Consider the following 23454-nt stretch of genomic DNA (forward strand, 5'->3'; position numbering starts at 1 on the left):
GCCGCGCGGACGTTCCGGATCGGACGGCTTCAGCCGCGGCGTGCGCTCCATTGTGCCAGTTCGCCGCGCAGGGCGCCCGCGTCGGGCGCGGCGCGCAGGCGCGCGCACAGGTCGGGGTCGGCGAACGCTTCGGCGAGCTCGGCCAGCAGTTCCAGGTGGCGGGTGGTGAACTGCACCGGCACCACCAGTGCGGCGACCAGGTCGATCGGCCGGCCGTCGCCGGCGTCCCAGGCGATCGGCGCGGCGAGCCGGAACAGGCCGCCGAGCGGCGCGGCCAGCGCGTCGCAGCGCCCGTGCGGCAGCGCGGCGCCGGCGCCCAGCGCGGTGCCGCCCATGGTTTCGCGCTCGGTCAGCGCTTCCAGTACGGCCAATGCGGAATCGCCCGGCGCCAGGCGCCGGGCGATCTCCTCGAACAGACGGTGTTTGCTGCCTGCGCGCAGCCCGGTCGCGACGGACTCCGGGCCGAGCAGGTCGATGAACCGCATCCCTGCGCGCCGCTTCAGTCCGGACGCGCGGACAGCGCGTCCTTGGCGCGGTGGTCGGTGACCTTTTCCTTGTGCTTGCGCAACTGTGCGACCAGCTTGTCGACCAGCGCGTCGATCGCGGCGTACATGTCGGCGGCATTGGCCACGGCGTGCAGCACGCGGCCCGCGGCGGCCAGCGTGCCGTCGACGCGGTGCTCCAGCTTCTCCACGGTGAGCACGATGTTCAGCGAGGTGAGGTTGTCGAAGTGGCGCTCGAGGCGCTCCATCCGCATCCGCACGTAGTCGCGCAGCGCCGGAGTGACTTCAACCTGGTGGCCGCTGATCTGGATCTGCATAACCGCCTCCTACTTCGTCGTGACGCCGCGTCGCCGCGGCGGTGGCCGGCGCGCCGCCCCTGCGGAGCGCCGTTAGCTGTTCGTGTGAGCCGGCCGGCGTGCGCGAAGTTCCTCCTCCTCGTTCAGCCCGCGCGCACGCGCTCGCCGGAGCTGGGAATGCGCAGCGCCTCGCGGTACTTGGCGACGGTGCGCCGCGCGACCTGGATGCCGCGCCGGTGCAGTTCCTCGGCCAGCGCCTGGTCGGAGAACGGCTGGCGGCGGTCCTCGTCGGCGACCAGCTTGCGGATCATCGCCTGGATCGCGGTGGCCGAGGCGCTGCCGCCGTCGTCGGTGGAGACGCCGCTGGAAAAGAAATACTTGAACTCGAAGGTGCCGCGCGGCGTGTGCAGGTACTTGCGCGTGGTCACGCGCGAGATCGTGGATTCGTGCATGCCAACCTGCTCGGCGACCTCGCGCAGCACCAGCGGCTTCATCGCCTCCGGGCCGTATTCGAGGAATGCGCTCTGCGCGCGCACGATCGCCTCGGCGACCTTGAGCAGGGTGTCGGCGCGCGCCTTCAGGCTCTTCAGCAGCCAGCGCGCCTCCTGCAGTTGGCCGCGCAGGTAGGCGGCGTCCTCGCGGCGCGCGCGCGCGATCAGCGAGCAGTAGTGCTGGTTGACCGCCAGCTTCGGCTGCGAGCCGGGGCTGAGCGACACGCGCCAGCGGCCGTCGACCTTCCACGCGTAGGCGTCGGGCGCGACGTATTCGATCGGCGCCGGGTTCAGCGCCGCGCCGGGACGCGGGTCGAGGCTGCGGATCAGCGCGGCGGCGATCGCGACATCGCCGTCGTCGGCGCGCAGGCGCCGCGCCAGCCGCGCCAGGTCCTGCTTCGCCAGCAGTTCGAGCTCGCCGGCGACGATCTGCTGCGCCAGCGCGCGGCCCTCGGTGGCCGGTTCCAGCAGTTCGAGCTGCACCGCCAGGCAGTCCTTGAGGTCGAGGCTGGCCACGCCGACCGGGTCGAAGCGCTGCACGCGATGGCGCACCGCCTCGATCTCTTCCATCGTGACCGGGAACAGCGGCATCAGCGTGGCGGCGACCGGCTCCAGGCCCTCGCGCAGGTAGCCGTCCTCGTCCAGCGCGTCGATCAGCGCGGTGGCGATCGCGCGGTCGCGCTCGGACATCGGGGTCAGGTTGAGCTGCCACTGCAGGTGCTCGCGCAGGCCTACCGGCGCGGCGTCCTGCGGTTCCAGCGCGTCGTCGTCGCTCCCGGCGCCGCCGCCCGCGTAGCTGGGCTCGAAGCCGAAGTCGGGTTCGGCATCCCAGCTGTCGGCGGCGGTTTCCGGCGCGCTTTCCGCCGCCGCCGCCGGCGCTTCGTCGCCGCCGCCGTCCGCGGAAGGCTCGGCGCCGTCCGCGCCTGCGGACGCGTCGTCGCCGGCTTCGTCGGCGAATTCGAGGATGGGGTTGGATTCGACCAGTTGGCGCAGCTCGGTTTCCAGTTCGAGCTGGGAGAGCTGCAGCAGCCGGATCGCCTGCTGCAGTTGGGGGGTCAGCGCTAGCTGCTGGTGTAGGCGGAGCTGGAGTCCCGGTTTCATGCGAGCGTTGCCGGATGACGCAGCCCGATGCTACCCCGGGGGCGGGCAGGCGGCTAGGGGGAGCGCGCGGAAGCGTGAAGCGCGCCGCTACAGCTTGAACTCGCGGCCCAGGTAGACCTCGCGCACCTTCTCGTCGGCGAGGATGTGCGCCGGCGTGCCGCGCGACAGCACCTCGCCCTCGTTCAGGATGTAGGCGCGGTCGCAGATGCCGAGCGTCTCGCGCACGTTGTGGTCGGTGATCAGCACGCCGATGCGGCGTTCCTTGAGATGGCGCACGATGCGCTGGATCTCGCCGACCGAGATCGGATCGACGCCGGCGAACGGCTCGTCCAGCAGCATGTAGCGCGGCCGCGCCGCCAGCGCGCGCGCGATCTCGACGCGGCGGCGCTCGCCGCCGGACAGGCTGACGCCCTTCTGGTCGGCGATGTGCGACACCTTCAGCTCGTCGAGCAGGCCCTGCAGCTCGCGTTCGCGCGCGCGTGCGTCCAGGCCCTCGCGCAGTTCCAGCACGGCGAGCACGTTCTCGGCCACGGTCAGGCGGCGGAACACCGACGGCTCCTGCGGCAGGTAGCCGATGCCGAGCTTGGCGCGCGCGTGCATCGGCAGGCCGGTGATGTCCTGCTTGTCCAGCGTGATGCGGCCGGCGTCGGCCTCGATCAGGCCGACCACCATGTAGAAGCAGGTGGTCTTGCCGGCGCCGTTCGGGCCGAGCAGCCCGACCACTTCGCCCTGCTTGATGTCGAAGCCGAAATCGCGCACCACCTGGCGCGCGCGGAAGCGCTTCTGCAGACCCTTGGCGGCGAGCATGGCTTAGCGCGGCTGGCCGGCCGGGCCGGCGCTGCTGGCGGCGGCGGGCGCGGATGCCGCCGAGGACGCGGGCGCCGGCGCGGCCGCCGGCGCCGCGGTCGCGGGCTTCTTCTTCGGCTGCAGGATCATGTGCACGCGGCCTTCTGCGCCGCCTTCGCCGCTGACTTCGCCGCTGTCGGTGTTGTAGACCAGCCGCGCGCCGTGGTACTCGCCCTTGCCGGTCTGCACGACGCTGGCGTTGCCGGCCAGGATCACCGTGTTGGCGCTGACGCGGTAGTCGATGGTGTCGGCGCGGCCGTACATCATCGTACCGTCGTCGAGCTTCTGCTGGATCTTGGCCGGGCTGCCGGTGAGCACGGCGCGGTCGATCGCGTCGTCCTGGTCGAAGTAGCCGGTGGCGGCGTCGGCGTCGGCGACGAAGCTGCCCTGGGTCATGTGCACGGCGGTCGAGTAGGTGACCTTGTCGCCCTGGCGGCCGCTGAATTTCTGCGCGTCGATGCTGACCGGCTGGTCGGCGTCGCTCTTCAGCGCGAATGCCGGCGCCAGCGCGGCGAGGCCGGCCAGCAGCACGGCCAGCTCAGCGAGCCTGCGCACGTTTGCGGGGCGTGAACCGGGAGTGGACATCGGAGAGCAGCTCCATTTCGTGCGTGTCGAGGTTGGCGCGCATGCCGGTGCCGCGCGTCATGCTGCCCGGCTGGCGGATCAGGGTCGGCGCGTCGGTGGCGACCCGGTTTTCGTTCAGCCAGGCGGTCAGGTCGGAAGTATGCACTTCCGCGGCGGCGAGCTGCGCGGTCGGCGGGCGCTGCATGTCGACCTTGCCGAGCAGCTTGAGCAGGTTGCCGTCGGCGCTGACCCAGCCGTACTCGGAGGTGCCGTGCCAGTCGGCGCCGTCCTTGCCGGGCATGAAGAAGCGCGGCGCGTTGATGTACAGCGAGTCGTCGCCCTCGCGACGCGCCAGGTACGGCGCGTCGACGCGCAGGCTGAGCCGGCCGTCCTTGCCGAGCGCGTTCAGGGTGAAGTCGTTGAGCGTGTAGGCGGAGCGCGGCGGGCCGACCACTTCGCTGGGGCGCGGCGGCGGGCGCAGCCACCACACCAGCAATTGGCTGGCGCCGGCCGCCAGCAGCAGTGCGGCGACGCCGATCGCGCTGCGCCGTTCGATCACAGCCAGCGCTCCAGTTCCGCCTCGGCCACGCCGTGCGCGGCCAGCAGCAGGTCGGAGACCTCGCGCACGGCGCCGTCGCCGCCGCGCCGCTGGGTGCGCCAGTGCGCGCGCGCGGCCACCCACGGGTGCGCGTTGGCCACGGCGATACCGAGGCCGGCCAGGCGCATCGCGGCGAGGTCGGGCAGGTCGTCGCCGACGAACGTGGCCTGCTCCGGGCCGAGGTGCAGCGCGCGCAGCAGTCGCTCCAGGCAGGCGCGCTTGTCGGCCTGGCCCTGGTAGACGTGCACCAGGCCGAGCTCCTCGGCGCGCAGCGCGACGGTGTGGCTGACCCGTGCGGTGACGATCGCCACCTCGATGCCGTTGGCGCGCAGGCGTTTCAGGCCGAGCCCGTCCTGCACGTTGAACGCCTTCAGCTCGCGACCGTCCTCGCTGTACCAGAGGCGGCCGTCGGTCAGCGTGCCGTCGACGTCGAACGCGGCCAGCCGGATCCGCGCGGCGCGCGCGCGGATGTCCTCGGGCATGTCGGCGAGCGGGCTGTAGGGCATGGGCGCGTGGTGACGAGGCGATGGCTGGGAGAGGGGCGGAGGTCAAAGGTCGAAGGGGCGTCGACGCAAGTGTCTCGATCGACCCTTGGCGCATTTGCGCAGCCGGGCCGGGCAAGCGACGTCCCGTCCCGCGCTCATACGACCTTCGCGCGCAGCAGATCGTGGATGTTCAGCGCGCCGACCACGCGGCGCTCGCCGTCGACCACGATCAGCGCGTGGATCTTGTGCGTCTCCATCAGCTGCGCGGCCTCGGCGGCCAGCTTGTCGGGCCCGATCGTCTTCGGGTTGCGCGTCATCAGGTCGGCGACGTGCACGTTGCGCAGGTCGACCTGGTGGTCGTCCAGGGTGCGGCGCAGGTCGCCGTCGGTATAGATGCCGAGCAGATGGTCGTCGGCATCGACCACCGCGGTCATGCCGAGGCTCTTGCGGCTCATTTCCATCAGTGCTTCGGTCAGGCTGGCGTCGGCGCGGACCTTGGGAACGCTGGCGCCGGCGTGCATCAGGTCGGAGATGCGCAGCAGCAGGCGGCGGCCGAGGCTGCCGGCGGGGTGCGAGCGGGCGAAGTCCTCGGCGGTGAAGCCACGCGCCTCCAGCAGCGCGATCGCCAGCGCGTCGCCCATCACCAGCGTCGCGGTGGTGCTGGCGGTGGGCGCCAGGCCGAGCGGGCAGGCTTCCGCCGGCACGCTGACGTCGAGGTGCAGGTCGGCCTGGCGCGCCAGCGAGGAATTCGGGTTGCCGGTCATCGCGATCAGCGGGATGCCCTGGCGCTTGATCACCGGCAGGATGGTCAGCAGCTCCTCGGTTTCGCCGGAGTTGCTCAGCGCCAGCACCACGTCCTTTTCGGTGATCATGCCGAGGTCGCCGTGGCTGGCCTCGCCGGGGTGCACGAAGAACGCCGGCGTGCCGGTCGAGGCCAGCGTGGCGGCGGTCTTGCGGCCGATGTGGCCGGACTTGCCCATGCCGGTGACGACGATCCGGCCCCGGCAGGCGAGCATCATGCGGCAGGCGCGGATGAACGCGGCCTCGATGCGCTGTTCCAGCACCGCGATGGCCAGCGCCTCGATCGCGATCACCCCGCGCGCGGTGCGCGTGATCGCCTCCGCGTCCAGCAGCGGCGACGGGGCGGGCAGCTCGATTTGGGCATTCACGGTGGTTGCGTCCATGGGCGGTGGGCGAGGCTATCGGGGAAAAGTGCGGGCAACGCCGTTCCTGTGCCCGGGGATTTCCATTAACATTCCCTATCCTCATTGTAGCTTCTGAACGGCAGCCAAAGCTGCACGCCGGAGCTGCCGTCGCCCCCGGACCTTTTCCCCATGGATACAGCCAGCATCAAAGCGCTGATCGAGCAGGGCCTCCCCGACGCGCGCGCCGAGGTGCGCGGCGACGACGGCGTGCACTTCGAAGCCGAGGTGGTCAGCGCGGCGTTCGCCGGCAAGCTGCCGCTGGCGCGCCACCGCATGGTGTACGCGACGCTGGGCGAACGCATGGGCGGCGAGATCCATGCGCTCAGCCTGAAGGCGCTGACCCCCGACGAAGCGGCGCGCAGGCAGTAACCAAGGGAACCCATGGCCAAGATCGTTATCAGCGGCGGCACACCTCTCAGCGGCGACGTCGCGATTTCCGGCGCGAAGAACGCGGTGCTGCCGATCCTGGCCGCCTGCCTGCTGGCCGACGAGCCGGTCAGCATCGGCAACGTGCCGCATCTGCACGACGTCACCACCACCATGGAGCTGCTCGGCCAGATGGGCGTGCAGCTGGTGCTGGACGACCGCATGAAGATCCACGTCGACCCGCGGCCGACCGACCGCTGCTTCGCGCCGTACGAGCTGGTCAAGACGATGCGCGCCTCGATCCTGGTGCTGGGGCCGCTGGTGGCGCGCTTCGGCCAGGCCGAGGTGTCGCTGCCCGGCGGCTGCGCGATCGGCTCGCGGCCGGTCGACCAGCACATCCGCGGCCTGCAGGCGCTGGGCGCCGACGTGAAGGTCGAGAACGGCTACATCCGTGCGCGCGCCGGTCGCCTGCGCGGCGCGCGCATCGCCATGGACATGGTCACCGTCACCGGCACCGAGAACATCATGATGGCGGCGGCGCTGGCGCAGGGCACCACGGTCATCGAGAACGCCGCGCAGGAGCCGGAGGTCGTCGACCTCGCCGGCTGCCTGAACAGCATGGGCGCGCATATCGAGGGCGCGGGCAGCGCCACCCTGGTGATCGAGGGCGTGGAACGCCTGCACGGCACCCACTACGAGGTGCTGCCCGACCGCATCGAGACCGGCACCTTCCTGGTCGCCGGCGCGATCAGCGGCGGCCGCGTGCTGACCAAGCACGCGCGGCCGAAGATCCTCGACGCGGTGCTGGCCAAGCTGGAGGAAGCCGGCGCGCACATCAACGTCGGCGAGGACTGGATCGAGCTGGACATGCGCGGACGCCGGCCGAAGGCGGTCAACATCACCACCGCGCCGTATCCCGCGTTCCCGACCGACATGCAGGCGCAGTTCACCGCGCTGAACTGCGTGGCCGAGGGCGTCGGCGTGATCACCGAGACGGTGTTCGAGAACCGCTTCATGCATGCCCACGAGCTGCAGCGCCTCGGCGCCGACATCCGCCTCGAGGGCAACACCGCGATCATCAAGGGCGTCGAGCACATGAGCGGCGCGCCGCTGATGGCCACCGACCTGCGCGCCTCCGCGTGCCTGGTGCTGGCCGGCCTGGTCGCCGAGGGCGACACCGTGGTCGACCGCGTCTACCACATCGACCGCGGCTACGAGAACATCGAGGAAAAGCTGGGCACGCTGGGCGCGAAGATCCGCCGCCTGCCGAATTGAGGGAGGGCGTGCGGCGGTCCCGCCTGCACGCAGGTTCCCGGTCGCCTCTGCACGCAGGCCCCTACTGCGCTGCGTAGCTCACCAGCTTCATGGTGATGCCGCCGTCGCCGCCGGCGATCTCGACCGGCACGGGGAAGCGCTTCGGCACGTACCAGGAATGCATCGTCTTGCCGTCGTCGCGGCGCTCGACGCGCTGGGCGGTGAACTGGCCCGCGGGCACCTGGACGGATTCCGCGCCGGCCACCGCGAAGTGCTGCACTTCGATGCGATCCTTGACCGCCACCGGCACGGCGACCTGCTGCGCGCCCGCGCGCAGCGCCGCGGCGATCGCCAGGGTGGCGGCGTGGCGGTCGACCGCGCCGGGCGCGGTGGCGTAGTCCCAGCGACCCTTGCCTTCCTGCACGGCGATGCGGCCGGCCTGCCAGTCGAAATGGGCGGTGCGCGAGCGCTGCTTGAAGCCGCCCTGCTGGTCGTAGCGGTAGTCGAGGCTCTGCGGGCGCCCGTCGGCGCCCCAGCGCAGCGTCGAGACTTCCAGCGCGCTCAACCCGAGCAGCGCGGCGAGGCCGTCGGTGCCCTTGGTTTCGGTGCGGTAGACCCAGCGGCCGCCGCCGTCGGCGCGCAGGCTCACCGTGGCCTCGCCGATCGCCGCGCCGTCGCGCTCGACCTGGTAGCGCGCGGTGAAGGCGGACAGCGGCGCGGCCGTCGCGGCGACCGTGATGCAGGCCAGCGCGAGTGCCGGCAGCGCGCGCGTCAGCAAGCGGGGCAGGAAGGTATGCATGGCGCCGCAGTCTGCCCGCGCCAGGCTGAACGCCGGCTCACGCGGCGGCGGCCAGCTCGCCGTCCGTCCGAAGCTGCAGGGGCGCGCGCAGCGGGCGGCCGTCCAGCGTCGGGCCGTCCGCATTCAGCGCCAGCCGCCCGGCGGCGATCAGGCCGACGCTGGCGACCAGCAGCCGGTGCTCCAGCGGCAGCAGGCGCGCGGCGAGCGCCTCCGCGCTGTCGCCCGGCTGCACGGCGATGCGCGCCTGCGCGACCACCGGGCCACCGTCCAGCTCGGCGGTGACGAAGTGCACGCTGCTGCCGTGCTCGGCATCGCCGGCTTCGAGCGCGCGGCGGTGCGTATGCAGGCCGCGGTACTTCGGCAGCAGCGAGGGGTGGATGTTGAGCATGCGTCCGTGCCAGGGCGCGACCGCGTCCGCGTGGAGGACGCGCATGAAGCCGGCCAGCACGACCAGCGCCGGCTGCGTCGCGGCGACGCGGGCGAACAGGTCGAGGTCGTAGTCGCGGCGCGTGGCATAGCCGCGCGGGTCCAGCGCCAGGGTCGGGATGCCGTGCGCCTCGGCGATGCGCAGCGCGGGCGCGTCGGCCTTGTCGCTGGCGACCAGCGTGAAGCCGACCGGCAGCGCGCCGGCGCGCTGCGCCTCGATCAGCGCGGCGAGGTTGCTGCCGCGGCCGGAGGCGAGCACGGCGATGGGGAAGGGAGCGGGCATGCGCGGGTCGCGTGCGCGTTCGGACGGGCCGTCAGCGGATGTGCACGCGCTCGTCGCCGTGCGCCGGCACGATCTCGCCGATGGCGCGCGCGTCGAGGCCCAGCGCGGCCAGCGCGGCCTGCGTGGCGGCGGCCTGCTCGCGTGCGACGATCACCGTGTAGCCGATGCCGCAGTTGAACGTGCGCCACATCTCCTCGCGCGGCACGTTGCCCTCGCGCATCAGCCAGTCGAACACCGGCGGCAGCGTCCACGCCGCGCTGTCCAGCGCGATGCCGAGGTGCTCGGGCACGACGCGGATGATGTTTTCCTTGAGGCCGCCGCCGGTGATGTGCGCCATGCCGTGCAGCGGCTGCCGGCGCAGCAATTCCAGGATCGGCTTGACGTAAATGATGGTCGGCGCCATCAGCGCGTCGGCCAGCGTGACGCCGCCGAGGTCGAGGTCGAAGCCGCCGCCGTCGGGGGTGATGCCGGCGCGCGCGACGATCCTGCGGATCAGCGAGTAGCCGTTGGAGTGCGGGCCGCTGGAGGCGATGCCGAGGATCGTATCGCCGGCGGCGATGGCCGCGCCGTCGACCAGCGCGGCCTTCTCCACCGCGCCGACGCAGAAGCCGGCGAGGTCGTATTCGCCGGGTGGGTACATGTCCGGCATTTCCGCCGTCTCGCCGCCGATCAGCGCGCAGCCGGCCAGCTCGCAGCCCTTGGCGATGCCGCCGACCACGGCGACCGTGGTATCGACGTCCAGCTTGCCGGTGGCGAAGTAGTCGAGGAAGAACAGCGGCTCGGCGCCCTGCACCAGCACGTCGTTGACGCACATGCCGACCAGGTCGATGCCGATGGTGTCGTGGCGGCCGAGGATCTGCGCCAGCTTCAGCTTGGTGCCGACGCCGTCGGTGCCCGACACCAGCACCGGTTCCCTGTAGCGGCCGGCCAGGTCGAACAGCGCGCCGAAGCCGCCTAGGCCCGCCATCACCTCCTTGCGGAAGGTGCGCGCGACCAGCGGCTTGATGCGTTCGACCACGGCGTTGCCGGCGTCGATGTCGACGCCTGCGGCGCGGTAGGTGAGGGATTCCTTCTCGGCGGACATGGCGCGGCACCGTCGGAGCAAGCCGCACATGATAGACGTTCGTGCCGCGATTGGGCAGACTTCGGGCGGATTCGCGAGGTTTTCCGCATGATGCGCCCCCCTGGCCTGCTGGCCGCCCTGCTGTTGCTGACGACGATGGCGCTGCCGCTGCGCGCCGCCGAGGATCCGGGTCTGTACGCCGGCGAGGCAGCGGTGGCGGACACCTCCGACGCCCAGCGCGACCAGGCTTTCGACGCAGCCCTGGCGCAGGTGCTGGTCAAGCTGAGCGGCGACCGCAACGTCGGCGCGCGCCCCGGCGTCGCCGAGGCGCTGGCGCAGGCCGCCACGCTGGTACAGCAGTACCAGTACCGTCAGGAAGGCGGCGCTGCCGGGCTGCGCCTGCAGGCGCATTTCGATCCGGCGGCGGTGCGCCGCCTCGCCGGCAGCCTCAGGCTCGGCGTCTGGCCCGGCCCGCGGCCGCCGGTGCTGGTGCTGGTTCGCGGGCCCGACGGCGCCCTGCTCGGCGAGGCGCAGTGCGCCGGCCTGGTCCAGGCCGGCGCCGCGCGCGGCCTGCGCTTCGTGTTTCCCGCCGCGGGCGACGCGCCCGACGCCGCGGCGCTGACGGTCGGCGACGAGGCCGCGCTGGCGCGGGTCGCGCGCGGCTATCGCACCGGCCTGGTGCTGACCGGCTCGCTGGGCGCCGGCAACGCCGCCTGGGTCCTGGTCGGCGGCGGCGCCCCGCAGCGCTGGCAGGACGCGGGCCCGCCCGCCGGCCTGCTGGCGAACGCGGGCGACGCCACGGCCGACCGCCTGATCCCGCGCTTCGCCGCGGCGCCCGGCGGCAGCGGCGGCAGCGCGACGCTGTGGGTGTCCGGCATCGATGCGGCCGCCGATTTCGCCGCGATGTTGGCGCAACTGCGCCAGGATCCGCAGGTGCGCGGCGCGATGCCGCTGGCGGCGCAGGGCGACGGCGTGCTGCTGCAGTTGCGCTTCGATGGCGACCTCGCCGGCGTGCTGAACGATTTCGCCGCCGACGGGCGCATGCTGCCGACCGCGGCGCATCCCGGCGCGGACGCGGCGCTGCGCTGGCTGCGTTGAGGGGCACGGCATGTCCGGGCGCGGATCCGCCTCGGTCCCCGTCGGCGCCTCGCCGCTGCGTCACCTGCCCAACCTGATCACGTTGCTGCGCATCCTGCTGGTGCTGCCGCTGGGCTGGAGCCTGCTCGAGCGACGCTTCGATCTCGCCCTGGGCCTGGCCGCGACGGCCGGCGGTTCGGACGCGCTGGACGGTTTCCTCGCGCGTCGCTACGACTGGCGCAGCCGTCTCGGCGGATTGCTCGACCCGATCGCCGACAAGCTGCTGCTGGCGACCTGCTTCCTCGGCCTCAGCCAGGTCGGCAGCGTGCCGTGGGCGCTGACCCTGCTGGTGCTGGGGCGCGACGTGATGATCGTCGCCGGCGCGCTGGTCTGGCAGCGCCTGTTCGGCGCGCTGGAGGCGCAGCCGACGCTGCTGTCGAAATTCACCACGCTGGCGCAGATCGTCTACGTGCTGGCCGTGCTGCTCGATCTCGACGGCATCGCCGCGCTGTCGATGGCGCCGCTGCTGTGGACGGTGGTCGCGCTGACCGTGGCCAGCGGCGCGGACTACGTGCTGCGCTGGTCGCTGCAGGCGCGGCGACGGCTGCGCGGCAAGGGAGAATCCGGGTGAGAGCCGACGTGGTGCAACGCTGGCAGTGGCTGATCGTGGCGCTGGTCGCCGGCGCGTTGCTGTACCTGCTGGCGCCGATGCTGACGCCGTTCGTGCTGGCGGCGATGTTCGCCTACTTCTGCGATCCGCTGGTCGACCGCATGGAGCGCCTGCGCATCGGCCGCACGTTCGCGGTCAGCCTGGTGTTCGCGGTGATGACGCTGACGCTGGTGCTGGCGCTGCTGTGGCTGGTGCCGTTCGTCGAGCGCCAGTTGGCGAGCTTCGTCGGCCAGTTGCCGGCGTGGTACGCCTGGTTCCAGCAGAATGCCGCGCCCTGGCTGCAACAGCACCTTGGCCTGTCGACCGCCGCGCTCGATCCGCAGCAGCTCGTCGCCGCGCTGCAGGCCAACCTGAAGGAGGCCGGCGGCGTGGCGGCGACCGTGCTGGCGCAGGTGTCGAAATCCGGCATCGCGCTGGTCGCCTGGCTGGCGCACGTCGTGGTGGTGCCGGTGGCCGGCTTCTACCTGCTGCGCGACTGGGACGTGCTGGTCGCGCGCGTGCACGAGCTGGTGCCGCGCCGCATCGAGCCGACCGTGGCGCGCCTGGCGCGCGAGTCCGACGAAGTGCTGGGGGCGTTCCTGCGCGGCCAGTTGGCGGTGATGGTGGTGCTGGGCACGCTGTACGCGCTCGGCCTGTGGGCGGTCGGCATCGGCATCGGCCCGCTGATCGGCATGATCGCCGGCCTGATCAGCTTCGTGCCGTACCTCGGCGCGATCGTCGGCGTGTCGATGGGCCTGATCGCCGCGCTGGTGCAGTACCAGGACTGGCTGCACGTGGCGCTGGTGCTGGGCGTGTTCGGCGTCGGCCAGACGCTGGAAGGCTACGTGCTGGTGCCGAAGCTGGTCGGCGAGAAGATCGGCCTGCATCCGGTGGTGGTGATCTTCGCCATCCTCGCCGGCGGCCAGTTGTTCGGCTTCCTCGGCGTGCTGCTGGCGCTGCCGATGGCGGCGGTGATCAAGGTGGTGGTGCGCTATCTGCACGAGCGCTACCGCGACAGCGCGCTGTATGGCGGGGCGCGGCCGCAGGCGGCGCCGGGCGACGTCGGGCTGGAGCGCGGCGGCGCAGTTCCGCCGACAGCCGACGCCGCTGCTGCCGCCGCGCCGCCCGCCGCGGCCGATGGGCGCGCGTCGCCGGCGCCGGAACGCTGATGGACCAGTTGCCGCTCTCCCTGCGCTGGCCGCGCCAGCAGCGCTTCGAGCACTACGAGCCCGGCGCCAACGCCGGCGCGCTGGCGCTGCTGCGGCGCGCCGCGCGCGAGGACGGCGCGCCGTGGGTGGTTCTCGCCGGCCCGGCGTCCGCCGGCAAGACCCATCTGCTGGTCGCCGCCTGCCAGGCCGCCATCGAGGCCGGCCGCAGCGCGCAGTACCTGCCGCTGGCGAGCCTGCGCGGGCCGCGCGAGGCGGCCATCCGCGGCGTCGCCGGCAGCGCGCTGATCGCGCTGGACGACCTGCAGGCGGTCGCCGGCGACCGCGCCGCCGAGCACGCGCTGTTCGACCTCTACAACCGCTGCCGCGCCGAAGGCGCCACGCTGCTGTTCGCCGCCGATGCGCCGCCCGCGCAGCTCGCGCTGACGCTGCCGGACCTGCGCTCGCGCCTCGGCGCCTGCACGCTCGCCCTGCTGAAACCGCTCGACGACGCCGAACGCCGCGCCGTGCTGCGCGCCCGCGCCGCCGCGCGCGGCATCGAGCTGGACGATGCCGTGCTCGACTGGCTGTTCGCCCGCCACGCCCGCGACCTCGGCGCGCTGACCGCGCTGCTGGAACGCCTCGACAGCGCCTCGCTCGCCGCCAAGCGGCGCATCACCGTGCCGTTCCTGCGCGCGTTGCTGGCGCGGGAAGGCTGAGCGCGGCCTCTTCGCATCGATGCCGTGGATTGGCCGCAGGGTGGACGTGGGGTGGGCTTTGGCCCACCGAACGCACGCGCAAGGCGAATCGATGGTGGGCTAAAGCCCACCCTATGGTCCTTGGCATGCGCTCGGTGGGTCGAGGCCCACCCTACGGCTCTTCGACCAGGCCGGTCTGCACCGCCCGCGCCTGGTCGGCGAAGATCGCCATTGCCGTGCACATGCGCAGGAAGCCGAGCCTGGCGTAGAAGCCTTCCTTGCCGGGGTTGGCGTACAGGATGATCTTGCGGTGGCCCGCCGCGAGTTCCTTCAGCTTGCCGATGACGGCGCGGCCGAGGCCGCTGCCTTGGTGGTCGGGATGCACGGCGACGTCGCAGAGGTAGGCGCAATCGCGGCCGTCGGCGAGCGCGCGGCCGACGCCGACCAGCCGGCCGTTGTCGAGCACGAAGCACTTGTAGCGGCTGTTGGCGAAGACGACCCGCAGGTCCTCCGGCTTCTTCTCGCCCAGCGGCGCGATGCGGTAGAGGTTCGACAGCTCGTGCCAGTCGATCGATGTGTCTTCGTACACCCACTGCATGAGTTCACTCCGAGGTAGGGCGGAATCCGCACCGCGGATTCCGCCGTCAATGCGCGTCGCCGCTCAGGCCGAACCTGCGCCCGCGCGCAGCCGCGCATCCAGCGCGGCCAGCCGCTCGGGCGTGCCGACGTCGCTCCAGGCGCCGCGGTGGTGCTGGCCGGTGAGCGCGCCGCGCGCGGCGGCGGCGTACAGCAGCGGCGCCAGCTTGAAGCGCGGCGGCGTCGCGTCGGCGCCGGGCGCGTCGCCGATGATCGCGCGCCAGCCGTCCAGCAGTTCCGGCCGGTACACGCCGATGCCGGCGAAGGTGAGCCGCGAGGGACCGTCGGCGTGCACGCGGCCGGTCCCGTCCAGCGCGAAGTCGCCGCGCGCGTGGTGCGCGGGGTTGTCGACCAGCACCAGGTGGGCGAGGCCGTCCGGCGTCTCGGGCAGCGCCGAAAAATCGAAGTCGGTCCAGATGTCGCCGTTGACGGCGAGGAACGGCGCCTCGCCCAGCACGGGCAGCGCGTGCAGCAGGCCGCCGCCGGTCTCCAGCGGCTCGTCGCCCTCGTGAACGTAGTGCAGCCGCAGGCCCCAGCGGGCGCCGTCGCCGAGCGTCTCGGGAAACTGCGCGGCGAGATGCGCGGTGTTGATCGCCACCTCGCGCACGCCGCAGGCGGCGAGCTTCTGCAGATGCCATTCGATCAGCCGTTTGCCGCCCGCGGCCAGCAGCGGCTTGGGCGTGCGCTCGCTGAGCGGGCGCATGCGCTCGCCGCGGCCGGCGGCAAGGATCAGCGCGCGGCGGATCATCGCGAGGCTGCGGCGACGGCCGCCTCGTCGCGCGGCCGCGTCAGGTCGCGCTCGCCGATCGCGCGTTCCAGCAGCGCGGCCAGGTCGGCGAACTCCGGGTAGCGCGCGGCGACCGAGCGCACGTAGTGCCAGACCCGCGGCAGGTCGCCGAGGTAGCCCGGCTTGCCGTCGCGGTACCACAGGCGGCAGAAGATGCCGAGCACCTTGAGGTGGCGCTGCAGGCCCATCAGGTCGAACCAGCGGCGGAAGCGCGCGGCATCGACCGCGGCGCCGATCAGGCCGGCGTGGCGCAGGCGTTCGCGATAGCCCTCGCACCAGGCTTCGACGCGCGCGTCGTCCCAGACGATGTAGCAGTCGCGCAGCAGCGAGACCAGGTCGTAGGTGACCGCGCCGACCACGCCGTCCTGGAAGTCGATCACGCCGGGGTTGTCGTCCGCGACGATCAGCAGGTTGCGGCTGTGGTAGTCGCGGTGCACGAACGCGCGCGGCTGCGCCAGCGCGCTGTCTGCGAGCCGGCGGAAGGCGAGTTCGATCGTGTCCCACTGCTCGCAGGCCGGCGTGAAGCCGAGGTGGCGCTGCAGGAACCAGGTCGGCAGCAGCTCCATCTCGGCGATCAGCCGGTTGGCGTCGTACGGCGGCAGGCCGGCGACCTCGACGCGCGTCTGCATGCGCAGCAGTGCGTCCAGCGCGTCGGCGTACAGCGCGTCGACGGTGCCCGCATTCAGTTCCGGCAGGTAGGTGCGCGTGCCGAGGTCCTCCAGCAGCAGGAAACCCCGCGCGGCGTCCTCGGCATGCACCGCCGGCGCGTGCACGCCGGCGGCGCGCAGGCGGCGCGCGATGTCCAGCCAGGGCCGCACGTCCTCCTTGTCCGGCGGCGCGTCCATCACGATCAGCGTGCGCGCGCCGCTGGCGAGGCGCCAATAGCTGCGGAAACTGGCGTCGTCGGAGGCACGCACGAGCGTGGCGGCGGGATCGCCGGCGGCGGAGCGGGCCCAGGCGAGGCGTGCGGCGGCGCGGTCGGGGTTCGGTGCGTGCATGGGCGGTGTCCGGAACGATGCGCAAGCTTATAGCCTTGCGCGCGCGCCGGCAGCCGGTCGACGAGCGCGGGCGGGGAAAATCACGCTATCCTCGTCCCGTTCCGGCATCGTCGCCGGGCCATGTGGCGCATTGCATCGTTCCCGGCGCCGGGGTCGGCATGTGAGGGAATCTCGGATCGTGAGCATCAAGACCGAGGCCGCGCGCCTCTCGCAGCTCGACCGCCTGGAGGCGGAGAGCATCCACATCCTGCGCGAGGTGGCGGCGGAATTCCGCAATCCGGTGCTGCTGTATTCGGTCGGCAAGGATTCCTCGGTGCTGCTGCACCTGCTGCTGAAGGCGTTCCGGCCGGCGCGGCCGCCGATTCCGCTGCTGCACGTCGACACCACCTGGAAGTTCCGCGAGATGATCGCCTTCCGCGACCGCCGCGCGGCCGAGACCGGCGTCGAGCTGCGCGTGCACATCAACGAGGAAGGCGTGCGCCAGGGCGTCGGCCCGTTCACCCACGGCGCCGCCGTGCACACCGACGTGATGAAGACGCAGGCGCTGAAGCAGGCGCTGGACAAGTACGGCTTCGACGCCGCCATCGGCGGCGCTCGCCGCGACGAGGAGAAGTCGCGCGCCAAGAAGCGCATCTTCTCCTTCCGCAGCGCGCAGCACCGCTGGGATCCGCGCAACCAGCGCCCGGAGCTGTGGAACCTGTACAACGCGCGCATCCGGCCGGGCGAGAGCGTGCGCGCTTTCCCGCTGTCGAACTGGACCGAACTGGACGTCTGGCTGTACGTCTGGCGCGAGAAGATCCCGGTGGTGCCGCTGTACTTCGCCGCCGAGCGCCCCGTGGTCGAGCGCGACGGCGCGCTGATCATGGTCGACGACGCGCGCCTGCCGCTGCGGCCCGGCGAGACGCCGACGATGAGGCGCGTGCGCTTCCGCACGCTCGGCTGCTATCCGCTGACCGGCGCGATCGAGTCCGAGGCCGACACGCTGGAGGCGATCATCGAGGAGATGCTGACCACGCGCAGCTCCGAGCGCCAGGGCCGCGTGATCGACCACGACCCGACCGCCTCGATGGAACGCAAGAAGCAGGAGGGCTACTTCTGATGACGGTCACGCCCGAACGCCACGCCGCGCTGGCCGCCTACCTGCGCAAGCACGAGAGCCGCGACCAGTTGCGCTTCATCACCTGCGGCAGCGTCGACGACGGCAAGAGCACGCTGCTGGGCCGCCTGCTGTACGACACCAAGCTGCTGTTCGACGACCAGCTTGCGGCGCTGGCGCGCGACAGCGCGCGCCACGGCACGCAGGGCGACGCGCTGGATTTCGCGCTGCTGCTGGACGGGCTGGAAGCCGAGCGCGAGCAGGGCATCACCATCGACGTCGCCTACCGCTACTTCGGCACCGACAAGCGTGGCTTCATCGTCGCCGACTGCCCGGGGCACGAGCAATACACGCGCAACATGGCCACCGGCGCGTCCACCGCCGAGCTGGCGGTGGTGCTGGTCGACGCGCGCAAGGGCCTGCTGACGCAGACGCGCCGGCACACCTGGATCTGCGCGCTGTTCGGCATCCGCCACGTGGTGCTGGCGGTCAACAAGATGGACCTGGTCGGCTACGACCGCGCGCGCTTCGAGGCGATCGCCGCCGAGTACACCGCGCTCGCCCGCGCGCTCGGCATCGCCGACGCCACCTGCATCCCGCTGTCGGCGCTGCGCGGCGACAATGTCACCGCGCGCTCGCCGCAAATGCCTTGGCACGCGGGCCCGGCCCTGCTCGAACATCTCGAAACCGTGCGCGTCGAGCGCGGCATGGGCGGCACGGGTTTCCGCCTGCCGGTGCAGTGGGTCAACCGGCCCGACCACAGCTTCCGCGGCTACGCCGGCACGATCGCGCAGGGCAGCATCGCCGCCGGCGCCGAGATCGTCGCGCTGCCGGGCGGGCGCCGCTCGCGCATCGCGCGCATCCTCGGCCCGGACGGCGATCTCGAGGTCGCCGCCGAAGGCCAGGCGGTGACGCTGACCTTCGCCGACGAGCTCGACGTCGCGCGCGGCGACGTGATTGCCGACGCCGCGCATCCGCCGCAGGTCGCCGACCAGTTCGCCTGCCGCCTGCTGTGGATGGGCGACGCGCCGCTGCTGCCCGGCCGTCCGTACTGGCTGAAGATCGGCACGCGCACGGTCGGCGCACAAATCACCGAGATCAAGCACAAGATCGACGTCAACACGCAGTCCGAGCTGGCTGCCAAGCGCCTCGAGCTGAACGAGGTTGCGCAGTGCAATCTCTCGCTGGACCAGCCGATCGCGTTCGAGCCCTACGCGGAGAACCGCGCGCTCGGCGGCTTCATCCTGGTCGACCGCCAGAACAACGCCACCGTTGCCGGCGGCACGCTCGACTTCGCGCTGCGCCGCGCCAGCAACGTGCACTGGCAGTACATCGACGTCGACAAGGCGGCGCGCGCGACGATCAAGGGCCAGCGCCCATGCTGCATGTGGTTCACCGGCCTGTCCGGCTCCGGCAAGTCGACCATCGCCAACCTGGTCGAGCGGCGCCTGCACGCGCTCGGCTACCACACCTACATCCTCGACGGCGACAACGTGCGCCACGGCCTCAACCGCGACCTCGGCTTCACCGACGAGGATCGCGTCGAGAACATCCGCCGCGTCGCCGAGGTGGCGAAGCTGATGGTGGATGCCGGCCTGATCGTGCTGGTGTCGTTCATCTCGCCGTTCCGCGACGAGCGGCGCATGGCGCGCGCGCTGTTCGGCGCGGGCGAGTTCCTCGAGATCCACGTCGACACGCCGCTGGCCGAATGCGAGCGGCGCGATCCCAAGGGCCTGTACCGCCGCGCGCGCGCCGGCCAGATCAGCAACTTCACCGGCATCGATTCGCCCTACGAGGCGCCGGAGGCGGCGGAGATCACGCTGCGCACCGCCGAGGCCGAAGCCGGCGTGCTGGCGCAGCGGCTGGTCGAGCGCGTGCTGAGCTTCGAGCCGGCGCACGCGCGCCCCGCGCCCTAGGCATCGGACCGGGTAACTGCGGCAAAGCCCCGCATTGACCTCCCCGCCGCCAATCAGTACCATTTTGGTACTTATTGAGCCGCCCCCATGCTCCGCGTCAGCCGTCTCACCGATTACGCCACCGTGGTCATGACCTGCCTGGCCGGCGCGCCGGACGCGGTGCTGTCGGCGATGCAGATCGCCGAGGGCACGCGCCTGGAGATGCCGACGGTCAGCAAGCTGCTCAAGCAGCTCGCCCACGCCGGGCTGGTCGAGTCGTTCCGCGGCGCCAGCGGCGGCTACCGGCTGGCGCGCCCGGCCAGCGCGATCACCGTCGCCGAGATCGTCGAGGCGATGGAGGGGCCGCTCGGCATGACCGAGTGCGGCGCCAACCCCGGCTCCTGCGAACGCGAGGGGCACTGCAGCGTGCGCGGCAACTGGCAGCGCATCAACGTGGCCGTCGCCACCGCGCTGCGGGCAGTGACTTTGGCCGACATGCTGGCGCCGCCGACCGGGCGCGCCGCAGCGCGTCCGGCCGCGACGGTGTAAGGACAACCATGGCAACCGAACGCAGCGACATCGAGCAGCAGATCCGCACCGCGGTGCCGTCCGGCAACGCGTCCGTCGACGAGGCGCTGAACCGCCGCTATGCGGCCGGCTTCGTCACCGACATCGAGACGGAAAGCCTGCCGCCGGGCCTGAGCGAGGACATCGTCCGCGCGCTGTCCGCGCTCAAGCACGAACCGGAGTGGATGACCGAGTGGCGCCTCGCGGCCTATCGGCAGTGGCTGACCATGACCTCGCCGGAATGGGCCAAGGTCAAGCTCGGGCCGATCGACTTCCAGGCGATCAGCTACTACGCCGCGCCGAAGAAAAAGCCGAAGTCGCTGGACGAGGTCGATCCCAAGCTGCTCGAAACCTACGAGAAGCTGGGCGTGCCGCTGCACGAGCGCGCCAAGCTGGCCGGCGTCGCCGTCGACGTGGTGTTCGACTCGGTCTCGGTCGCCACCACCGCGCAACAGGAGCTGGCCAAGGCCGGCGTGATCTTCTGCTCGATGTCGGAGGCGATCCGCTCGCATCCGGAACTGGTGCGCAAGTACATCGGCACGGTGGTGCCGCAGGGCGACAACTTCTTCGCCGCGCTGAACTCGGCGGTGTTCTCCGACGGCTCGTTCGTGTTCATCCCCAAGGGCGTGCGCTGCCCGATGGAGCTGTCCACCTACTTCCGCATCAATGCCGGCCACACCGGCCAGTTCGAGCGCACCCTGATCATCGCCGAGGAGGGCAGCCACGTGTCCTACCTCGAGGGCTGCACCGCGCCGATGCGCGACGAGAACCAGCTGCACGCGGCGGTGGTCGAGCTGGTCGCGCTGGAGCGCGCGCAGATCAAGTACTCGACCGTGCAGAACTGGTACCCCGGCGACGAGAACGGCGTCGGCGGCATCTACAACTTCGTGACCAAGCGCGGCGAGTGCCGCGGCGACGACTCGAAGATCTGCTGGACGCAGGTGGAGACCGGTTCGGCGATCACCTGGAAATACCCGAGCTGCGTGCTGCGCGGCGATCGTTCGGTCGGCGAGTTCTACTCGGTGGCACTGACCCACCATTACCAGCAGGCCGACACCGGCACCAAGATGATCCACCTCGGCCGCAACACCAAGTCGAAGATCGTCTCCAAGGGCATCAGCGCCGGCAAGAGCTCCAACAGCTACCGCGGCCTGGTCAAGGTCGAGAAGAACGCCGAGGGCGCGCGCAACTACACGCAGTGCGACTCGCTGCTGATCGGCAAGCAGTGCGGCGCGCACACCTTCCCGTACATGGAAGTGAAGAATCCGACCGCGATCGTCGAGCACGAGGCGACCACCTCGAAGATCTCCGACGACCAGATGTTCTACTGCCGTTCGCGCGGCATCGGCGAGGAAGACGCCGTGTCGATGATCGTCGACGGCTTCTGCAAGCAGGTGTTCCGCGAGCTGCCGATGGAGTTCGCGGTGGAAGCGAAGAAGCTGCTCGAGGTGTCGCTCGAGGGCGCCGTGGGTTAACCGAAGCGTGCGCCGCGCGCACGCATCCGCCAGTCGTGCGCAGGGCGCACGCCACCAAAGACCGACCATGCTCAAGATCGAAAATCTGCACGTCCGCGTCGCCGGCAAGGAAATCCTGCGCGGCCTTTCGCTCGAAGTGAACGCGGGCGAAGTGCACGCCATCATGGGCCCGAACGGCGCCGGCAAGTCCACCCTCGGCAACGTGCTGGCCGGGCGCGAGGGCTACGAGGTGACCAAGGGCAGCGTCACCTACAACGGCAAGAACCTGCTGGAGCTGGAGCCGGAGCAGCGCGCCGCCGAGGGCGTGTTCCTGGCCTTCCAGTATCCGGTCGAGATCCCCGGCGTGAACAACACCTACTTCCTGCGCGCGGCGCTGAACGCGCAGCGCAAGCACCGCGGCGAGTCGGAGCTGGACTCGATGCAGTTCCTCAAGCAGGTGCGCGAGAAGATCAAGGTGATGCAGATTTCCGACGAGCTGCTGCACCGCGCGGTCAACGAAGGCTTTTCCGGCGGCGAGAAGAAGCGTAACGAGATCTTCCAGATGGCGCTGCTGGAACCGAGGCTGGCGATCCTCGACGAAACCGACTCCGGCCTCGACATCGACGCGCTGAAGCAGGTCGCGCAGGGCGTCAACGCGCTGCGCTCGCCCGAACGCGCGTTCATCGTCGTCACCCACTACCAGCGCCTGCTCGATTACATCGTGCCGGATTTCGTGCACGTGCTGGCCGACGGCCGCATCGTCGAGAGCGGCGACAAGACGCTGGCGCTGAAGCTGGAAGAGCACGGCTACGCCTGGGTCGGCGAGCGCGGCGCCGTCGCGGAGGCGCGCGCATGAGCAGCCCGTTCGTGCAGGCGATGGTTGCGGCCGCGGCGGCCGCGCGCCTGCCGGGCAGCGGCATCGCCTGGCTGGACGCGGCGCGGCGCGAGAGCCTGGACGCATTCGCCGCCGCTGGCCTGCCGCCCGCGCGCGGCGTGGAGGCCTGGAAATACACCGCGCTGCGCACGCTGGAGCAGCGCCGCTACGCGCTGGGCGACGCGCAGGCCGGCGCGCGCGCGGTGGCGCCGGAAACCTGGACGCTGCCCGGCGTCGACGGCCCGCGCATGGTGTTCGTCAACGGCACGTTCCGCGCCGACCTGTCGGCGCTGGACGCGCTGCCCGCGGGGTTGACCCTGGTGCCGCTGTCGCGCGCGCTGGCCGAGGACGCGGAGCCGCTGCGCTTCTTCCTGACCCGCATGTTCCGCGCCAGCGGCGACGCGTTCGCGCGCCTCAACGCCGCGCTGGCCGCCGACGGCGCCGTGCTGCGCGTGGCCGCCGGCGCGCGCATCGCCGCGCCGGTGCACATCGTCCACGTCGGCGCGCCGACCGAGGCGGAGATCGCCTGGCACGCGCGCTGCCTGGTGGAACTGGGCGAGGGCGCCGAGCTGAGCCTGGTCGAGCACCACGCCGCGGCCGGCGCCGCGCCGCATTTCGGCAACCTGCTCAGCGACGTCGTGCTGCGCGACCGCGCCCGGCTGGCGCTGACCGTGCTGCAGGACGCCGACGCCGGCGCCACGCTGTTCCGCCGCGCCGAGATGCGCCTCGGCGCCGACGCCACGGCGACGCTGCACGCGCTGGAACTGGGCGGCGCGCTGGTGCGCCACGAGGTGCACGCCAGCCTCGACGGCGACCGCGCGCGCTTCGACACGCGCGGCGTGTTCGCGCTGCGCGGCCGCCAGCACGTCGACACCCGCCTTTCCGTCGAGCATCGCGGCCGCGACACCGCCGGCGACGCGCTGTGGCGCGGCATCGCCGACGAGCGCGCGCGCGGCGTGTTCCAGGGCGCGATCGTGGTCGCGCCCGGCGCCGACGGCGCCGACGCCAAGCTCAGCAACAAGAATCTGCTGCTGTCGCCGCAGGCCGAGATCGACACCAAGCCGGTGCTGGAGATCTACGCCGACGAGGTCAAGGCCGCGCACGGCGCCACCGTCGGCCAGCTCGACGAGCGCTCGCTGTTCTACCTGCGCTCGCGCGGCATCGGCGCCGCCGAGGCGCGCTCGCTGCTGACCTACGCGTTCTGCCGCGCCGCGCTGGACTCGCTGTCCAACGCAGCGTTGGCCGAGCACCTCGGCACGCGCCTGCTGGCGCGGCTGCCGATCCGCGGCGAGGACTGA

At 71.9% G+C, this 23454-nt stretch carries 26 protein-coding genes; 12 read left to right on the forward strand and 14 right to left on the reverse strand.

Translation table 11 applies throughout. The features are described 5' to 3' along the window. Positions 1-29: 29 nt before the first annotated feature. From ABFC67_RS09695 to ABFC67_RS09730, 8 genes are all read right to left on the reverse strand, one after another. Positions 30-485 carry a PTS sugar transporter subunit IIA gene (locus ABFC67_RS09695; protein ID WP_346737813.1) on the reverse strand — a complete coding sequence of 152 codons (456 nt, stop codon included), beginning with the start codon at positions 483-485 and terminating at the stop codon, positions 30-32. Positions 486-499: 14 nt separating this feature from the next. Further along, positions 500-820 carry a ribosome-associated translation inhibitor RaiA gene (gene raiA / locus ABFC67_RS09700; RefSeq protein ID WP_346737814.1) on the reverse strand — a complete coding sequence of 107 codons (321 nt, stop codon included), beginning with the start codon at positions 818-820 and terminating at the stop codon, positions 500-502. Between the two features lie 122 nt (positions 821-942). Continuing rightward, a complete protein-coding gene (locus ABFC67_RS09705; protein WP_346737815.1) occupies positions 943-2391 on the reverse strand; it encodes an RNA polymerase factor sigma-54 in 1449 nt (482 codons plus the stop codon). 87 nt (positions 2392-2478) lie between these two features. After that, positions 2479-3198, reverse strand: coding sequence for an LPS export ABC transporter ATP-binding protein (gene lptB, locus ABFC67_RS09710; protein ID WP_346737816.1), 720 nt, complete (start codon positions 3196-3198; stop codon positions 2479-2481). 3 nt (positions 3199-3201) lie between these two features. Beyond that, the gene (gene lptA / locus ABFC67_RS09715) at positions 3202-3792 is read right to left on the reverse strand and encodes a lipopolysaccharide transport periplasmic protein LptA (RefSeq protein WP_346737818.1); all 591 of its coding nucleotides are present in this window, start codon (positions 3790-3792) and stop codon (positions 3202-3204) included. After that, positions 3776-4360 (reverse strand): LPS export ABC transporter periplasmic protein LptC, encoded by a 585-nt coding sequence (gene lptC, locus ABFC67_RS09720; RefSeq protein ID WP_346737820.1) that lies wholly within the window; start codon positions 4358-4360, stop codon positions 3776-3778. The genes lptA and lptC overlap by 17 nt, the downstream gene beginning before the upstream one ends. Continuing rightward, complete coding sequence (locus tag ABFC67_RS09725) at positions 4357-4905, reverse strand: HAD hydrolase family protein (protein WP_346737821.1); 549 nt, start codon at positions 4903-4905, stop codon at positions 4357-4359. The genes lptC and ABFC67_RS09725 overlap by 4 nt, the downstream gene beginning before the upstream one ends. Positions 4906-5039: 134 nt before the next feature. Further along, a complete protein-coding gene (locus ABFC67_RS09730) occupies positions 5040-6041 on the reverse strand; it encodes a KpsF/GutQ family sugar-phosphate isomerase (protein ID WP_346737852.1) in 1002 nt (333 codons plus the stop codon). 177 nt (positions 6042-6218) lie between these two features. Between ABFC67_RS09730 and ABFC67_RS09735 the strand changes: the two genes are divergently transcribed. Together ABFC67_RS09735 and murA are read left to right on the forward strand one after the other, a co-directional pair. Continuing rightward, positions 6219-6458, forward strand: coding sequence for a BolA/IbaG family iron-sulfur metabolism protein (locus ABFC67_RS09735; RefSeq protein ID WP_346737822.1), 240 nt, complete (start codon positions 6219-6221; stop codon positions 6456-6458). A 12-nt stretch (positions 6459-6470) separates the two neighbouring features. Next, positions 6471-7730: a UDP-N-acetylglucosamine 1-carboxyvinyltransferase gene (gene murA / locus ABFC67_RS09740; RefSeq protein WP_346737823.1), complete on the forward strand. Its 1260-nt coding sequence runs from the start codon at positions 6471-6473 to the stop codon at positions 7728-7730. A gap of 61 nt (positions 7731-7791) precedes the next feature. Here the strand turns inward: murA and ABFC67_RS09745 are convergent, their stop codons facing one another. The 3 genes from ABFC67_RS09745 to purM are packed head-to-tail and all read right to left on the reverse strand — an operon-like array spanning position 7792 to position 10301. Next, positions 7792-8508, reverse strand: coding sequence for a DUF3108 domain-containing protein (locus ABFC67_RS09745; protein ID WP_346737824.1), 717 nt, complete (start codon positions 8506-8508; stop codon positions 7792-7794). Positions 8509-8545: 37 nt separating this feature from the next. Continuing rightward, positions 8546-9217: a phosphoribosylglycinamide formyltransferase gene (gene purN / locus ABFC67_RS09750; RefSeq protein WP_346737825.1), complete on the reverse strand. Its 672-nt coding sequence runs from the start codon at positions 9215-9217 to the stop codon at positions 8546-8548. Between the two features lie 31 nt (positions 9218-9248). Then, on the reverse strand, positions 9249-10301 hold the full coding sequence (gene purM, locus ABFC67_RS09755; protein WP_346737826.1) for a phosphoribosylformylglycinamidine cyclo-ligase: 1053 nt from the start codon (positions 10299-10301) through the stop codon (positions 9249-9251). 87 nt (positions 10302-10388) lie between these two features. Between purM and ABFC67_RS09760 the strand changes: the two genes are divergently transcribed. From ABFC67_RS09760 to hda, 4 genes are read left to right on the forward strand one after another with little or no spacing between them, the layout of a single operon-like run. Next, on the forward strand, positions 10389-11378 hold the full coding sequence (locus ABFC67_RS09760; RefSeq protein WP_346737827.1) for a DUF2066 domain-containing protein: 990 nt from the start codon (positions 10389-10391) through the stop codon (positions 11376-11378). A gap of 10 nt (positions 11379-11388) precedes the next feature. Further along, entirely contained in the window at positions 11389-11988 is a 600-nt protein-coding gene (locus ABFC67_RS09765; protein WP_346737828.1) for a CDP-alcohol phosphatidyltransferase family protein, read from the forward strand. Further along, complete coding sequence (locus tag ABFC67_RS09770; RefSeq protein ID WP_346737829.1) at positions 11985-13175, forward strand: AI-2E family transporter; 1191 nt, start codon at positions 11985-11987, stop codon at positions 13173-13175. Before ABFC67_RS09765 ends, ABFC67_RS09770 begins: the two co-directional genes overlap by 4 nt. Continuing rightward, positions 13172-13870, forward strand: coding sequence for a DnaA regulatory inactivator Hda (gene hda / locus ABFC67_RS09775; protein ID WP_346737853.1), 699 nt, complete (start codon positions 13172-13174; stop codon positions 13868-13870). The genes ABFC67_RS09770 and hda overlap by 4 nt, the downstream gene beginning before the upstream one ends. Positions 13871-14021: 151 nt before the next feature. Here the strand turns inward: hda and ABFC67_RS09780 are convergent, their stop codons facing one another. From ABFC67_RS09780 to ABFC67_RS09790, 3 genes are all read right to left on the reverse strand, one after another. Continuing rightward, positions 14022-14447, reverse strand: coding sequence for a GNAT family N-acetyltransferase (locus ABFC67_RS09780; RefSeq protein WP_346737830.1), 426 nt, complete (start codon positions 14445-14447; stop codon positions 14022-14024). Positions 14448-14510: 63 nt separating this feature from the next. Then, entirely contained in the window at positions 14511-15233 is a 723-nt protein-coding gene (murU, locus tag ABFC67_RS09785; protein ID WP_346737831.1) for an N-acetylmuramate alpha-1-phosphate uridylyltransferase MurU, read from the reverse strand. Next, entirely contained in the window at positions 15230-16270 is a 1041-nt protein-coding gene (locus tag ABFC67_RS09790) for a phosphotransferase (RefSeq protein ID WP_346737832.1), read from the reverse strand. Before ABFC67_RS09790 ends, murU begins: the two co-directional genes overlap by 4 nt. 184 nt (positions 16271-16454) lie before the next feature. Here ABFC67_RS09790 and cysD point away from each other — a divergent pair, with 184 nt between their 5' ends. The 6 genes from cysD (at position 16455) to sufD (ending at position 23454) form a co-directional block, all read left to right on the forward strand. Next, complete coding sequence (gene cysD, locus ABFC67_RS09795) at positions 16455-17369, forward strand: sulfate adenylyltransferase subunit CysD (protein WP_346737854.1); 915 nt, start codon at positions 16455-16457, stop codon at positions 17367-17369. Next, the gene (cysN, locus tag ABFC67_RS09800) at positions 17369-19282 is read left to right on the forward strand and encodes a sulfate adenylyltransferase subunit CysN (protein ID WP_346737833.1); all 1914 of its coding nucleotides are present in this window, start codon (positions 17369-17371) and stop codon (positions 19280-19282) included. The genes cysD and cysN overlap by 1 nt, the downstream gene beginning before the upstream one ends. Before the next feature lie 87 nt (positions 19283-19369). Then, positions 19370-19810, forward strand: a complete 441-nt coding sequence (locus ABFC67_RS09805) for an SUF system Fe-S cluster assembly regulator (RefSeq protein ID WP_346737834.1) — start codon at positions 19370-19372, stop codon at positions 19808-19810. 8 nt (positions 19811-19818) lie between these two features. Beyond that, positions 19819-21303 (forward strand): Fe-S cluster assembly protein SufB, encoded by a 1485-nt coding sequence (sufB, locus tag ABFC67_RS09810; protein ID WP_346737835.1) that lies wholly within the window; start codon positions 19819-19821, stop codon positions 21301-21303. A gap of 67 nt (positions 21304-21370) precedes the next feature. Beyond that, the gene (sufC, locus tag ABFC67_RS09815; RefSeq protein ID WP_346737836.1) at positions 21371-22138 is read left to right on the forward strand and encodes a Fe-S cluster assembly ATPase SufC; all 768 of its coding nucleotides are present in this window, start codon (positions 21371-21373) and stop codon (positions 22136-22138) included. Continuing rightward, complete coding sequence (sufD, locus tag ABFC67_RS09820; RefSeq protein WP_346737837.1) at positions 22135-23454, forward strand: Fe-S cluster assembly protein SufD; 1320 nt, start codon at positions 22135-22137, stop codon at positions 23452-23454. The genes sufC and sufD overlap by 4 nt, the downstream gene beginning before the upstream one ends.

The sequence above is a fragment of the Mizugakiibacter sp. genome (assembly GCF_039680435.1).
In the GTDB taxonomy this organism is placed as follows: domain Bacteria; phylum Pseudomonadota; class Gammaproteobacteria; order Xanthomonadales; family Rhodanobacteraceae; genus Mizugakiibacter.

Coding starts and splice junctions, on each gene's coding strand:
- ABFC67_RS09695 (WP_346737813.1), bottom strand. CDS start 485: ATGCGGTTCATCGACCTGCTCGGCCCGGAGTCCGTCGCGACCGGGCTG.
- raiA (WP_346737814.1), bottom strand. CDS start 820: ATGCAGATCCAGATCAGCGGCCACCAGGTTGAAGTCACTCCGGCGCTG.
- ABFC67_RS09705 (WP_346737815.1), bottom strand. CDS start 2,391: ATGAAACCGGGACTCCAGCTCCGCCTACACCAGCAGCTAGCGCTGACC.
- lptB (WP_346737816.1), bottom strand. CDS start 3,198: ATGCTCGCCGCCAAGGGTCTGCAGAAGCGCTTCCGCGCGCGCCAGGTG.
- ABFC67_RS09725 (WP_346737821.1), bottom strand. CDS start 4,905: ATGCCCTACAGCCCGCTCGCCGACATGCCCGAGGACATCCGCGCGCGC.
- ABFC67_RS09735 (WP_346737822.1), top strand. CDS start 6,219: ATGGATACAGCCAGCATCAAAGCGCTGATCGAGCAGGGCCTCCCCGAC.
- murA (WP_346737823.1), top strand. CDS start 6,471: ATGGCCAAGATCGTTATCAGCGGCGGCACACCTCTCAGCGGCGACGTC.
- ABFC67_RS09745 (WP_346737824.1), bottom strand. CDS start 8,508: ATGCATACCTTCCTGCCCCGCTTGCTGACGCGCGCGCTGCCGGCACTC.
- purN (WP_346737825.1), bottom strand. CDS start 9,217: ATGCCCGCTCCCTTCCCCATCGCCGTGCTCGCCTCCGGCCGCGGCAGC.
- purM (WP_346737826.1), bottom strand. CDS start 10,301: ATGTCCGCCGAGAAGGAATCCCTCACCTACCGCGCCGCAGGCGTCGAC.
- ABFC67_RS09760 (WP_346737827.1), top strand. CDS start 10,389: ATGATGCGCCCCCCTGGCCTGCTGGCCGCCCTGCTGTTGCTGACGACG.
- ABFC67_RS09765 (WP_346737828.1), top strand. CDS start 11,389: ATGTCCGGGCGCGGATCCGCCTCGGTCCCCGTCGGCGCCTCGCCGCTG.
- ABFC67_RS09780 (WP_346737830.1), bottom strand. CDS start 14,447: ATGCAGTGGGTGTACGAAGACACATCGATCGACTGGCACGAGCTGTCG.
- murU (WP_346737831.1), bottom strand. CDS start 15,233: ATGATCCGCCGCGCGCTGATCCTTGCCGCCGGCCGCGGCGAGCGCATG.
- ABFC67_RS09790 (WP_346737832.1), bottom strand. CDS start 16,270: ATGCACGCACCGAACCCCGACCGCGCCGCCGCACGCCTCGCCTGGGCC.
- cysN (WP_346737833.1), top strand. CDS start 17,369: ATGACGGTCACGCCCGAACGCCACGCCGCGCTGGCCGCCTACCTGCGC.
- ABFC67_RS09805 (WP_346737834.1), top strand. CDS start 19,370: ATGCTCCGCGTCAGCCGTCTCACCGATTACGCCACCGTGGTCATGACC.
- sufB (WP_346737835.1), top strand. CDS start 19,819: ATGGCAACCGAACGCAGCGACATCGAGCAGCAGATCCGCACCGCGGTG.
- sufC (WP_346737836.1), top strand. CDS start 21,371: ATGCTCAAGATCGAAAATCTGCACGTCCGCGTCGCCGGCAAGGAAATC.
- sufD (WP_346737837.1), top strand. CDS start 22,135: ATGAGCAGCCCGTTCGTGCAGGCGATGGTTGCGGCCGCGGCGGCCGCG.